The organism is Candidatus Avoscillospira sp. LCP25S3_F1 (assembly GCF_052117125.1).
In the GTDB taxonomy this organism is placed as follows: domain Bacteria; phylum Bacillota; class Clostridia; order Oscillospirales; family Oscillospiraceae; genus Avoscillospira_A.
The window spans coordinates 37,013-50,008 of sequence record NZ_JBQKJT010000014.1; the positions used below are offsets into that span (position 1 = coordinate 37,013).

General features: G+C 54.4%; 12 protein-coding genes, 2 pseudogenes and 1 riboswitch. Of the genes and pseudogenes, 11 read left to right on the top strand and 3 right to left on the bottom strand.

Features of this window, described 5'->3' with window-relative positions; genetic code table 11:
• Nucleotides 1–144: 144 nt before the first annotated feature.
• Both ACTQ33_RS12755 and ACTQ33_RS12760 read right to left on the bottom strand, forming a co-directional pair.
• Nucleotides 145–378 carry a hypothetical protein gene (locus tag ACTQ33_RS12755; RefSeq protein WP_441464982.1) on the bottom strand — a complete coding sequence of 78 codons (234 nt, stop codon included), beginning with the start codon at nt 376–378 and terminating at the stop codon, nt 145–147.
• A complete protein-coding gene (locus ACTQ33_RS12760; protein ID WP_441464983.1) occupies nt 375–1,262 on the bottom strand; it encodes an alpha/beta hydrolase in 888 nt (295 codons plus the stop codon). Before ACTQ33_RS12760 ends, ACTQ33_RS12755 begins: the two co-directional genes overlap by 4 nt.
• Nucleotides 1,263–1,423: 161 nt before the next feature.
• Nucleotides 1,424–1,625, top strand: a riboswitch (cobalamin riboswitch).
• A gap of 108 nt (nt 1,626–1,733) precedes the next feature.
• On the opposite strand from ACTQ33_RS12760, the gene ACTQ33_RS12765 reads away from it, so the two are divergent.
• The 6 genes from ACTQ33_RS12765 to ACTQ33_RS12790 are packed head-to-tail and all read left to right on the top strand — an operon-like array spanning nt 1,734 to nt 7,589.
• On the top strand, nt 1,734–2,558 hold the full coding sequence (locus ACTQ33_RS12765; RefSeq protein ID WP_441464984.1) for a class I SAM-dependent methyltransferase: 825 nt from the start codon (nt 1,734–1,736) through the stop codon (nt 2,556–2,558).
• Nucleotides 2,559–2,608: 50 nt separating this feature from the next.
• Nucleotides 2,609–4,228, top strand: coding sequence for an ABC transporter substrate-binding protein (locus ACTQ33_RS12770; protein WP_441464985.1), 1,620 nt, complete (start codon nt 2,609–2,611; stop codon nt 4,226–4,228).
• A gap of 8 nt (nt 4,229–4,236) precedes the next feature.
• Nucleotides 4,237–5,178, top strand: coding sequence for an ABC transporter permease (locus ACTQ33_RS12775; RefSeq protein WP_441464986.1), 942 nt, complete (start codon nt 4,237–4,239; stop codon nt 5,176–5,178).
• Nucleotides 5,175–5,999, top strand: a complete 825-nt coding sequence (locus ACTQ33_RS12780) for an ABC transporter permease (RefSeq protein ID WP_441464987.1) — start codon at nt 5,175–5,177, stop codon at nt 5,997–5,999. Before ACTQ33_RS12775 ends, ACTQ33_RS12780 begins: the two co-directional genes overlap by 4 nt.
• Complete coding sequence (locus ACTQ33_RS12785) at nt 5,996–6,922, top strand: ABC transporter ATP-binding protein (protein ID WP_441464988.1); 927 nt, start codon at nt 5,996–5,998, stop codon at nt 6,920–6,922. Before ACTQ33_RS12780 ends, ACTQ33_RS12785 begins: the two co-directional genes overlap by 4 nt.
• Nucleotides 6,915–7,589: an ABC transporter ATP-binding protein gene (locus ACTQ33_RS12790; protein ID WP_441464989.1), complete on the top strand. Its 675-nt coding sequence runs from the start codon at nt 6,915–6,917 to the stop codon at nt 7,587–7,589. The genes ACTQ33_RS12785 and ACTQ33_RS12790 overlap by 8 nt, the downstream gene beginning before the upstream one ends.
• A 127-nt stretch (nt 7,590–7,716) precedes the next feature.
• Here ACTQ33_RS12790 and ACTQ33_RS12795 read toward each other — a convergent pair.
• A pseudogene (locus ACTQ33_RS12795) lies at nt 7,717–8,016 on the bottom strand (ZIP family metal transporter); the annotation flags it as partial.
• A 190-nt stretch (nt 8,017–8,206) separates the two neighbouring features.
• On the opposite strand from ACTQ33_RS12795, the gene ACTQ33_RS12800 reads away from it, so the two are divergent.
• The 5 genes and pseudogenes from ACTQ33_RS12800 to ACTQ33_RS12820 all read left to right on the top strand — a co-directional run.
• Complete coding sequence (locus tag ACTQ33_RS12800) at nt 8,207–9,736, top strand: S-layer homology domain-containing protein (protein WP_441464990.1); 1,530 nt, start codon at nt 8,207–8,209, stop codon at nt 9,734–9,736.
• Between the two features lie 13 nt (nt 9,737–9,749).
• Entirely contained in the window at nt 9,750–10,670 is a 921-nt protein-coding gene (locus ACTQ33_RS12805) for a DUF4430 domain-containing protein (protein ID WP_441464991.1), read from the top strand.
• Nucleotides 10,671–10,672: 2 nt separating this feature from the next.
• Nucleotides 10,673–11,578, top strand: a complete 906-nt coding sequence (locus tag ACTQ33_RS12810) for an energy-coupling factor transporter transmembrane component T (protein WP_441464992.1) — start codon at nt 10,673–10,675, stop codon at nt 11,576–11,578.
• Entirely contained in the window at nt 11,575–12,558 is a 984-nt protein-coding gene (locus ACTQ33_RS12815; RefSeq protein ID WP_441464993.1) for a TIM barrel protein, read from the top strand. Before ACTQ33_RS12810 ends, ACTQ33_RS12815 begins: the two co-directional genes overlap by 4 nt.
• Nucleotides 12,555–12,971: pseudogene (locus tag ACTQ33_RS12820) on the top strand (ABC transporter ATP-binding protein); the annotation flags it as partial. The gene ACTQ33_RS12815 and the pseudogene ACTQ33_RS12820, both read left to right, overlap by 4 nt.
• Between the last annotated feature and the right edge of the window lie 25 nt (nt 12,972–12,996).

The window sequence follows — 12,996 nt, forward strand, 5'->3', positions numbered from 1 at the left end:
CAGAGTCAAGCCTCTATACCACAACGAGGACAGTTTCTACATTTTAACGATAGCCCTACTCTGTAACGATAGCTTTTCTATCGTTACAGAGTACCGTAAAAAAGTGTGAACCACCCCGACAAAGCCGCCATTCTGCCTATGCCGTCACTGTGCCGAAAATAAAAAACCGCCCAGAAACGGCGGATTTACGGCATTTTTGAGGATATGGAATTGTATCAATCTCGGCGTGGTTTTGTCCAACACTGTGGAGTGGTCCACCAACTGCAAATGGGATAAGCCCCAACGTGCCAATGGCCGATGTCCGGCATTCATCAGAGTTACCATCAGCTTTCCCCCCAAACCACGGGGCTTGCGAGTGTGTTCAAAAAAACTGCTCATACACACATTGCCTCCGATTCACCCACGGCTGCCAGCTGGATAAAGGCTGTCACGGTGGAAAGATAGGATGCACTCTGTAGCAATAGAGCAAGATGACCGCCGGGCAGCTCTGTCACCACCTGGGGTTCCGGCATCAGCGATATCAAAGACGCCTTTACACCATCGGTAAACGTATGGTCATCCTCCGACAGCAGAAGCAGCACACGACCTTTCCAGGGTAGAAAATCCCGGGGAGACAACTCCAGATGGTTGCGGCAGTCACAGAGTAGTTCCAGCATATGCAGTCCATAGGATTTGGTCAACTTTTGCGTCATCAACTGACACAGATCGTTGACAGTCTTTTGCTGGGCAGGTGTTAGACCGACAGCCTTTTTCAGAATGGCCCGCCGCAGCATGGGTTTGATCAGGGCGAAGGGCATGGCCTGCATCTGGCTGTGATAGCGTTCCTCCTTCTCCAACAGAGCCAACAGAGAGGCGCGGGTTTTCGGTGTCATATCTGCTGCCAGGGAAGCGGTATTGGACAGAACCAGACCGGCTACCACATCCGGATGGCGTCTGGCCAGCAGCTGGGCCACCACGCCGCCGAAGGAATGGCCCACCAGCCAGGCCCGGATGCCCAGGGTACGCAGCAGCTGGGCTAAAGTGTCAGTCAGCTGGGCCATGGTAGTGCAGTGGAGGGGATAATCACAGGTGAGTACGGAAAAATCCTTTGCAAATGCTGCAAAATGGTGAAAAAACAGATCGGACAGCCCGATGCCGCCGGTCAGCAGCAGCAGAGTTTCCCGATTTTGACTATGGACATGATGGCGATAGGGGAAGGAGATTCCGCCAATGGTCATCTGCCGCAGGGGAAACCGACGGTCAAAGGCGTCAAATTCCTGCATGTTTGCTCCTCCTTGTGCGGTGGTTAGTCTTAATTAACCAAAGAGTACCACATTTAAGAAAAGGTGTCAAGGTATAGGAAATCCATTTTATTGAGCAGCATTCCATGGAGGAACAGTAAGAGATTTTCACAATAAAAAGATTTGCAAATGGCTGTGGACTGTGCTATACTACGGGCGCAGGTGTTTCTCAGATGTGAAAAATACACAGTGAGAAGCCGAAGAAGGAAGCTGGGTGCAAATCCCACACGGAGCCGCCGCTGTAAGTGAGGAGCCGACGCAAAGATGCCACTGGTCCTGTGACCGGGAAGGCTGCGAAGGTGTTGATCCACAAGTCAGAAGACTTGCCTGCTGGATTGTTTCCATACTCCACGTGCATTTGGAAGGAAGCATTGTATTTGTATTGGCAAAATCGGGCCATTACTGTATTTTTATGCAGTAATGGCCCGATTTTTGCGTCTTATTTTGGAGGGAGTGATCAACGTGACGCACACAGATGCAGGCAACAGATGGCGTCGAGGCCTGCGTTTTCCAAATGGAGATTTGCCGGTGCGGGCGCAGAGCGCAGCAGAGGAGCAGGCGTTTTGGCGCAAGCGCATGGCCGATGGTCCACCGCCGCCAGATGCTTATGCAACAGCGGTATGGGAGGCTCTGAGCGCTCTAACAGAGCCGTTGCCCATTCATTCTGTCTTGGAGATCGGGCCGGGCTGGGGAAATTATACACTGTCGCTGTGCCGTACATTTCCAAAAGTCACCTGTGTGGATATTTCTCCCGATAATCTGGCCTATATCAGCAGCAGATCCGCACCCTGGAATCCCATCGTTCCGATCTGTTCTACCTGGGAAGATGCGGAAGTTCCCGTTCATGACCTGGTGTTTGGTTACAATTGCCTATATCGTTTGGAAGAGCCCGAGCATTTTTTGCAGAAGATGAACGATCATGCCGGTCATCTGTGTGTAATCGGCATGAACTGCCCACCAGAATTTCCATGGCTGCCGGTCCTGGAAGCAGCTGACCTTCCGATCCGCTACACTCGCCAGGGATGTCGGGAATTGGGTGAGGTGCTCACTTCATTGGGGATTTCCTGCAAAATGATAAATATTCCGAATCATCGGACATATCGTTATGCCGACAAGGAAGCGATCTTACGGAGGGCGGAGCAATTCCTGATGGCACCTTGTCCTCGGGAGCGGCTGTGGGATCTGTTATCACCGTTTCACCGCAGGGAGGGAACGCAATGGGTGTGTGAGTATCCGTTTGACTCCCAACTTTTGGTGTGGAAGCCCATACGTATGTAAACAGCTGCCTTAACGGGCAGATAAGAGCAATTTAGGAGGTAATAGTTTCTATGGGTGTAAAAAATATGAAAAAACGAATTATGGCACTTTTTCTCACGATGATTCTTTCCTTGGGGCTTTTGGGCTGTTCCGGCGGTGATTCTGCCACCGATGGGACAGAAACGTCAGGCAGCACCGGAGCCGGGCAGACGGTACAGGAGCAGTCCCAGGATACTGTGGACCCAAATGCGGAAATCGTGCTGGCCGGATATCGCAATCTGGCGCCCGGTGAAAAAGACGGCTATTATTGCAGCAAGATCCTTTATGTCTGGGAACCTTTGATTACCCAGGATGAAACAGCCGCCCCCATTCCTTGCCTGGCGGAAAGCTGGGAGATGAGCGAAGACGGAACCCAGTGGACCTTCCATCTTCGCCAAGGCGTCAAATTCCATGACGGCAGTGACTTCAATGCTGATGCGGTCATCGCCAACTTTGACCGAATGGCTATGGGCGTCAAAAGCTCTTCTTTCTATCCGCTGGATATCGATGCCCACTATCCCAATCTGGATACTTATGAAAAGATGGACGAGTACACGGTTCGTCTGACGTTTACGCAGCCGTCTCCCACACAGCTTTACAATATGGTCAACTTCGGCAGCGCCATCTACAGCCCCGCCTGCTTCGATGAGGAGGGCAATTTCAACGGCATCTGTATCGGTACCGGTCCGTTCCGAATTCGCGAAAATGTTCTGGATGAATATGTATTGCTGGAGCGGTTCGACGACTATTGGGGCGATGCCGCCAAAGCGAAAACCATTCGGATCAAGGCTATTCCCGATGCAGATACCCGTTTCTCTGCATTGAAGAGCGGGGAGATTTTGGGTGTCATCGATCTCAATGCGATTCCCGCCGCCCTGGCCATGGAACTGGAGGGTAGCGATGATTTTGCCCTTACCACCACCAAATCCACTATGATCCGTTTTTTGACAGTCAATGGCACAAAGTTTCCCTTCAACGATGTGCGGATGCGGCAGGCTGTTAGTTTGGCCCTCCAACGCAGCGTCATTACCGATGAACTGTATTACGGATTCGGCACACCGACTACTAATATTCTGAACTACGCCACGCCCTTTTACAAGGAATTCCCTGTAGAGGAAAATCTGGAAAAAGCCAAAGAACTGGCCAATGCTGTGCTGGACGGAGAGCGGGTCACCATTTCCTATCTCTATAACGGTAATGAGGCCGCACAGAAAGGCGAGGCGGAACTGATTGCTTCTTGGCTGTCTGAAATCGGCATTGACTGTGAGCTGATGCCTATGGAAATGGCTAATATGAAAGAGGAGATGAAGCAGGGCGAATATGGCATTGCTCGGATGCAGCAGGGACTGTCCAACTCCGAACCTGCCACGATTTTCCGCCGTTTTATGCTCACCAGCGGTGATCATAATCAGAACTATTCCCTGGGCTACCAGAGCGACGAAGTGGATCAGTTGATGGCAGAGGCTTCTGCTGCCCTGGACATGGAGGTGCGGACGGCCTGCTATGACCGCATTCAAGAGATCTCCACCCAGGAATTCCCCGTAATCCCGCTGTTCAATGACAAGACACTCCTGGCCTACAGTACAAAACTTACCGGCTACGATGCCAAATTGTATGGTATCGAGTTGCCCATGGTGTCCTGGGCACAGTAACAGCGGATATGAGCCGTTATCTGATACAGAAAGTTCTCTCATTGATCCCAGTACTCCTGGGCATTTCCCTCATTGCCTTTGTACTGGGGGTGATCTCTCCGGGTAATCCCGCAGAGATTGCCCTCAGTCAAGGGGGATATGAACCCACACAGGAGCAGATTGAAACGTTGGAACAGCAGATGGGCCTGGATGCACCGTATGCAGCCCAATATGTGCGTTGGGTCGGGCGCGTCCTCACCGGAGACCTGGGAACCTCTTACCACAGCCAGCGTGCAGTGGGGGAAGAGCTGGCTCGTCGATTGCCGGTAACCCTAAAACTGGCGGCCTGCGCCATGGTGGTGGCCTGCGTGACAGGCATTGCCATGGGCTGCCTCTCAGCTGCTTATCGCGGACGATGGCCAGACCGTCTCATCAAAACATGGATCAATATACAGCTGTCTGTGCCGGCGTTCTGGCTGGCTCTAGGATTGATTCTTCTTTTTGCGGAGACGTTGGGATGGCTGCCCACCAGTGGCAACGGTGGATTGCGGTATATGGTGCTTCCGGCGGTGGTACTGTCTTCTGCCAGTGCCGCTATGGCGGCCCGGCTGACCCGCTCCGCTCTGCTGGCAGAATTCGGCAAGCAATACTGTACGGCTGCCGCCGCCCGTGGCATCCGTCCTTGGCGGCTGGTGATCTGCAATGCCTTGCCCAACGCCATTGTACCTACAGTGGCGCTTCTTGGAAACTCTTTAGGAGGGATGCTGGGCGGTTCGGTGATTGTCGAGTCCATCTTTGCGCTGCCCGGTATTGGAAGTTATGCGCTGGAGGCCATCTCCAACCGCGACTATCCAGCACTGCAAGGCTATGTGCTGCTGGCTGGCGCTATTTATGTGGGCGTCACCTTGCTGGTGGATACAGCCAGCATGGTATTAAACCCAAAAGTTCGGCTGGAAAGGAGAAGTATATGAAGAAACACGATCCGCAAATGGTCTTTGCGGTCACGCTGCTGGCTATCCTTCTGCTCTCCAATCTTCTGGCGCCTGTTCTGGCTCCCTACGATCCCAATGCCACCGATATGGCGGTGCGGCTGCAAGGGCCTTCTGTAGCCCATCCGTTGGGTACTGACGCCCTGGGACGGGACCTGTTCAGCCGGGTACTGTACGGCGGCCGGGCGTCGATTTTGGTGGCACTGGCCGCCACGGCCCTGTCTATGGCCTTTGGGATGTTGGTGGGTGTGCTGGGCGGATGGTTCGGCGGTGCGATAGATTGGATTACCACTGCCGCTGCCAATATCTTTCAAGGGCTTCCCGGCACTTGTCTCATGATCGCAATTGCCGGTATTTTGGGACCTGGTATCCCCAATCTATTGCTGGCTTTGGTGTTGACCAGCTGGGCTGGATTTTCCCGCATTGTCCGTACAGAGACACTCCGTATCCGAGAAGAATCCTATATAGAAGGGCTGCGGACGCTGGGAGCAGGAAACTGCCGTCTGTTGTGGCTGCATGTGATTCCGAATATGATGAGCAACATGGTGGTGCTATTTACCAGTCGGGTTGGGCGCTGTGTCCTGTCCATTGCTTCGCTCAGTTACCTGGGGCTGGGTATTCGTCCGCCTACACCGGATTGGAGCGTGATGATCTCCGATGCCCGGCTGAACTACCGCAGCGCTCCGCACTTGATTATTGCGCCGGGCATGTGCATTTTTTTGCTGCTGCTGTCCATCAATCTGCTGGGAGATGCCTTGCGGAACCGACTGGACGTGCGCAGCCAGGAGGTACGCGATCTGTGAGGAACGGACTGCAATTTCATGACCTTTCTGTGACCTTCCGCTTGCCCAACACCGATATTCGGGCGGTGGATGGCGTCACAGCGGATTTTCCCGCCGGAACCATTACTGGTATTATCGGGGAAAGCGGCTGCGGAAAATCCGTGTTGGGCCTGGCCCTGCTGGGGCTGCTGCCTCCATATGCCCAGGTTGGCGGGAACATATATCTTGACGGCATGCCTTTGACAGCCCGGGACGCCCGACGCCGTTTGGGTACGGAAATCGGCCTGATCCCCCAAAATCCTGCCGATTCTCTGAATCCTGCCAGAACTATTGCAGCGCATTTGCTGGAGGCGCTGCTGCCGCGAAAGTTGTCCCGCCGGTCCGCTCTGGAACAGGCGAAGCAACTGTTGAATGCATTCGGTTTTTCCGCACCAGAACGGATTCTCCGGGCATATCCCCATGAGCTGTCCGGCGGAATGCAGCAGCGGGTACTGTGTGCCATTGGCTCTGCCTGTTCTCCCCGTTGGATTCTGGCGGATGAGCCGACCAAAGGTTTGGATCGGGACCTGCGGGGACAGGTACAGGAAACGCTGTTGTCATTAAAAAAACGTGGAGTGGAAAGTATGTTGGTAATCACCCATGATGTTCCTTTGGCGCAAGGGCTTTGTAACCAGGTGGCGGTGATGTATGCCGGCCAAATTTTGGAATTGGGGCCGGACGTATGGAACAGGCCTCTCCACCCGTATACCCAAGCCTTTCTCCACGCCCTGCCGGAACATGGGTTTCAGCCTTTGCAGGGTGTGGCGCCCAAAGCCGGAGAACGACTGCCTGGCTGCCCATTCGCTCCACGGTGCCCCCATGCCTCCGAACGTTGTCACCGAGAGCGTCCGGCGGCATATCACCCGCAGCCGGAGCAGATGGTGAGGTGTTTTCGATATGAATGAGATTATTTTGGAGGGACGCCAGATCGAAAAGACCTTCCGGGGCGGTTTCGGCAGTCGGCCCCATCGGGCACTGGACGGAGTATCGATCCAACTGCACCGTGGTGAAACGCTGGGGCTCATGGGGCCTTCTGGCTGCGGTAAGAGTACGCTGGGCCGTATTTTGCTGCGGTTGATTGCACCAGATCAAGGCAGCATATTCTACTGCGGTGAGGAGATCACACATTGGCATGGCAAAGCGCTGCGCCCGTTTCGTAAGTCGGTGCAGTTGATTGCACAGCGGCCGGAAGCGTTTTTTGATCCTCGCCGTACGCTGATACAGAGTCTATTGGAACCGTTGGATATCTTCGGACTACCAAAGGAGCGGGAGCTTCTGTCAGGGCTGCTGGAGCAGGTCAAGCTGACAGAGGAACTGCTGAGCCGTTACCCGCACCAAGTTAGCGGCGGTGAGATCCAGAGGCTAAGCTTGTGCCGCGCGCTGCTGCTGCAGCCGAAAGTGCTGATTCTGGATGAACCGACCTCCATGTTGGACATCTCTGTGCAAGCTCAGATTTTGCAGATCCTACGAGAGCTACGGGAACGGCACGGTTTGTCATACTTGTTTATCACCCATGACCGCGAGGTGGCAGAGTACCTTTGCGATCGTATACAACCCATGATTGCCCATTGATTCAAAATGATACTATGGCATAGTTTTTTGCTATTTTTTCAGTTGAAGTCGTTTGTAGACGCAAAAAAATCCTGTGGAACAAGATGTACACTTGTTCCACAGGATTTTGCATATAGTGTCAGATGGCTTATAAGAACAGGAGCAAACTGATAGCCATGACCACCATACCGGAGATCAGGCCGTAAATGGACAGATGATGTTCGCCGTATTCCCGGGCGGCGGGCAGCAACTCATCAAAAGAAATAAACACCATAATGCCGGCCACACCGGCAAACAGCAGTCCAAAGACTGTATCGCTCATGATGGGACGCAGTACCAGCCAACCCAGCAGAGCGCCCAACGGCTCGGCCAGACCCGACAGGAAAGAGTAAGCAAAGGCTTTGGAGCGGGAACCGGTGGCTTGGTAGATGGGAACCGATACGGCAAGCCGTGCGGAGGTAGCTGCGATGCTGATGCGAATGATGCCGCTGTTGACTTGATCATGAGTGGAGCAAGATAAAGGAGCGATGCGTATGAAACGACAATTGAAACGGATTTTGGGAGCAGCGTTGTCGCTGACTTTGCTGTTAGGGTTGGCCCTGCCATCTGCTGCGGCAAAACCAGAATTGCAGACTGCCATGGAAACCAGCACAGCCTACATGCTGCGCACCGTCCAGGAGCCCCAAGTGGGCTCCGTGGGCGGGGAGTGGGCCGTGATCGGTCTGGCACGCAGTGGCTGCGATGTGCCGCAATCTTACTGGGACCAGTATTATAATACAGTAGAGGACTATGTGGAGGACCACAAAGGCAATCTCCACGATAAAAAATATACAGAGTATTCCCGTGTGATCGTGGCCCTCACCGCCATTGGCGCCAACCCTGCTGATGTGGCAGGTTATAATCTGCTCACGCCTTTGGGAGACTTTGATAAGACCATCTGGCAAGGCATCAACGGTCCCATATGGGCGCTGATTGCTTTGGATTCCGGCAACTATGCCATGCCTCAAAATGACAAAGCTGCCACCCAGGCCACACGACAGATGTATGTGGATGAAATTCTTTCGCGGCAGCTGGAGGACGGCGGTTGGAATCTAACGGACAAAGGCGGAGATGGTCAAAGCGATCCGGATATCACCGGCATGGCGCTGCAGGCTCTGGCTGGTTATCAGGATCAGGCCAATGTACGGCAGGCCATTGATCGGGCATTGACGTGTTTAAGCAATCTGCAGGAGAGCGATGGCGGCTACGCCAGTCACAATACCAGCAGTTCCGAGAGCGTTGTACAAGTGATCGTTGGCTTGTGCGCCCTGGGAATCGATTTGCAGGATGCTCGTTTTGTAAAAAATGGCCATACTTTGCTGGATAATTTGCTCAGTTATCAAAATCAAGATGGAAGCTTCCTGCATACCTCTGCCGGTGGTGGAGACAATCAGATGGCCAGCGAGCAAGGTCTCTATGGCCTGGTGGCGGCCCAGCGGGCTGTTACCGGAAAGAGCGCCCTTTACGAGATGAATGATGTGACAATCCATGTTACTGGTGTAACAGTGGAAACGATCGGTCTACCTGGTAAGCACGCCGATGTCAAACCGGTGCCCGTCAGCGGCAGCGTCTCCTTTGCCGATGTGACCGGCCATACCAACCAGAAGGCCATTGAGGATCTGGCGTCCCGGGGCATCATCAACGGCAAGGGCGAAAACCGCTTCGATCCCAATGCCACCATGACCCGTGCGGAGTTTGCCGCCATCATCGTGCGGTCCTTAGGGCTGACGCCCAAGGCTACCAATGCCTTTACCGATGTGGCCGCCGATGCATGGTATGCCGGTTATGTGGGCACTGCCTATTCCTACGGTATCATCACCGGCGTTGGCAGCGGACGCTTCAATCCGAGCGGTACGATCACCCGGCAGGAAGCAGCTGTCATGGTGGCCCGTGCTGCCAAGCTTTGCGGCATGGATACGGAACTGGAAAACTACGAAATTCTCAATACACTGGCCCAGTTTACCGACTATGTGACCGTTGCTCAGTGGGCCCAGGAGAGCCTTGCCTTCTGCTATGGTGAAGATATCCTCGATCAGAGTGATCTGAATGTAGAGCCTAACCGTGCCATCCTGCGGTGTGAGATCGCCGAGATGCTGCATCGGATGCTGGGCAGCGCCAAGCTGCTGTAAGGAGAATCCTGCAATGTGGTGGAAACAGCATAAATGGAAAGTCCTTGCACCGCTTTTAATCGTCGCGGTGCTGGTCGGCGCGTTCTGGTACGGCGGCAACGCGCCCGGCGCACGGGGCTGGACCGTTGCTGCCAATGAGACAGCCCAGTCTGCACCGAAAGACGATGTTCAGGAGATTGTAAAGCCGGTGCAGATGGAGAAGCCCACAGTGGCGGAACCGGTACCGGAAGGACCAATAGAAGCGGAAAAGCAGGAAGCTCCTGCATCAGCGGAGGAGCCGAAGGAAGAACCGACGGTCACGGCGCCTGAGCAGCCCACAGCCCCAGAACAGACTGCGGCTCCGACCACTTCCCAACAGCAGGAGCAGGAACAACCGAAACCGGCCCAAGTGGAAGAGCAGCCGGAGATGGTCATTGACCCAGAGACGGGAAAGGATCAGTATTTGACTGACCCAGTGCCGGAAGGCAAGCCGCTGCCGGTGGAACCGCAGGATGTGACGATTGGCACAACGGCATACAGCTGCACCATTTCCATCTCCTGCGCTACCATTCTGGACAATCTGGACCTCTGTGCTCCGGAGAAGAAGGAACTGGTGCCGGAGGATGGCTGGATTCTGGAGCCCATGACCGTCACTTTCTATGAGGGAGAAAGTGTCTTTAACGTGCTGCAGCGCACCTGTAAGCAGCAAAAAATCCATATGGAGGTTGAGGACACACCCATGTATAACTCTGCCTATATCGAAGGCATTCATAACCTCTATGAATTCGATGTGGGCGAGCTGTCCGGCTGGATGTACAGCGTCAACGACTGGTTCCCCAACTATGGATGCAGCCGCTATCAGCTGCAAGACGGTGATGTCGTCGAGTGGGTCTACACCTGTGACCTGGGTGAAGATGTCGGGCGGGGCTTTACGGAGAACAGAGGAGCGAACTGACCATGCGGAACAGGGATGCGTTTTCCAGCTGTCACCCAGTCATCAATTTTTTGTATTTTGCTTTGGTCCTGATGGTGACCATGTTTTGCCTGCATCCCGTCATTTTGGGGATCTCTTTAGTCGGCAGCGTGGTCTATGCGGTGTACCTTAACGGTCAGCGGGCGGTGCGGTTTTCTCTGGCCTTTCTCCTGCCGATGATGGTGCTGACTCTGGTGGTCAATCCGGCCTTCAATCATCAGGGTGTCACCATCCTGACCTACCTGCCGACAGGCAATCCACTGACGTTGGAGAGCATCCTCTACGGCGTTTCGGCCGCCGCCATGCTGGCGGCGGTCATCTCCTGGTTTTCCTGCTATACGGCGGTGATGACCTCGGATAAATTTGTGTATCTCTTCGGCAGAGTGATTCCGGCCCTTTCTCTGGTGCTGTCCATGACGCTGCGCTTTGTACCCAAGTTCAAGGCACAGCTCCATGTGGTCAGTGAGTCCCAGCGATGTGTGGGCCGGGATGTGTCCGACGGCAGTCTCCTGCGGCGGGTCCGCAACGCGGTGACTATCTTCTCCATCATGGTCACCTGGGCGCTGGAGAATGCCATTGAGACAGCGGACAGTATGAAAAGCCGCGGCTACGGTTTGCCCGGCAGAACGGCGTTCTCCATCTATCGCTTTGATGACCGGGATAAGACGATTCTGCTGTGGTTTTGCTGCTGCGGCATCGTTCTTGGCTGGGGAGCGTTGACAGGCGGCCTTTCCTGGCGGTATTATCCAACCATAAAGGGCGCGTCGCTGACGCCGGTGACAATCTGCCTGCTGCTATTTTGGGCAGGACTGTGTCTGACACCGGTGGTCATCAATGTCCATGCAGACCGTGTGTGGCGTGCGCTGCATTGTGAGGAGGCCGTAAAATGATTCAGAGTATGAGTCTGCCGCTCTATTCTGGCACACTGGGGGAGTATCGTGACTGGGCAGATCTGCAACAGGAAATACAGGATCTGAGCTGTGATGGAATTGAGGCCATATGGAGTGGAGAAGAGGTTCCGGAGGATATCCCGGCGGGCCTGGTACAGGGATATCACCTGATTTTCTTCCACGATTGGGTAGACCTGTGGAATGGGAATTGGTCGGCGCTAAAGGAGAAATACGGCTCTCTGGCTCAGGCTACCGCCATATACGGTGGTCTGAGTCGGGAGACGCTGCTGCGCCAGTACCGTGAAGACCTGGAACGGGCCGAGCGGCTGGGGGCGCAATATGTGGTGTTCCATGTGTCGGATGTCTCGATGGAAGAGTGCTTTACCTATCGGTTTTCCCACAGCAACGATCAAGTCATCACTGCTGCCCTGGAGCTGATCAATGAATTGCTGACGGGAAAGCAGTGGACCTTTGTCTTCCTGGTGGAAAATCAGTGGTGGCCCGGTTTTACCTTTACCGAACCCAGTCAGACCCAGCGATTGCTGGATGGTATTCACTATGCCAATAAAGGTATCCTGTTGGATACCGGTCATTTGATGAATTGCTGTGCCGAGCTGCAAAATCAGGCAGAGGGGGCCGCCTATATCAGCGCCATACTGGACCGTCACGGCAGTCTCTGCTCCATGATTCGCGGTATTCACTTTCACCAGTCTCTCAGCGGCAGCTATGTCAAAAGCCATACCGGCCGGCTGCCGAAAGCATGGCCGGCATCCTTTGAAGAACGCTTTGCCGTCAATTATGCCCATGTGCTGCAAATTGACCAGCACCAGCCCTGGACGGACGCTGCCATATTGCCCGTTCTGGAGCGGATCAAACCGGCATGGCTGACCCATGAATTGACGTCCCGCACCCGGGAGAAACGGGCAAGTGCCATTGCTGTTCAGCAGGCGCTGCTCCAAAAGAAAGAGAGTGATCCATGACAGATACCATTGTAATCGAAGACCTTTGTTTTTCCTATCCGGAACAGCCTGGGACTATTTTGCAGCATTTGACTCTGACGGTCCGGCGAGGAGAGTTTCTGGTGCTCTGTGGTCCCTCCGGCTGCGGAAAATCCACGCTGCTGCGGCAGCTGAAAACGGTGCTTGCACCCCATGGACGCCGGAGCGGCACCATTCTTTTTGAAGGACAGCCACTGGATTCTATGGACCAGCGGCAGCAGGCGGAGCGAATCGGCTTTGTCCAGCAGAGCCCCGACAACCAGATCGTCACCGATAAGGTCTGGCATGAGCTGGCCTTTGGCCTGGAAAGTCTGGGCTATGAGACGCCGGTGATCCGACAGCGGGTGGCGGAAATGGCGGCCTTTTTCGGTATCGAAAGCTGGTTCTATAAAAACGTGACGGAACTGTCCGGCGGACAGA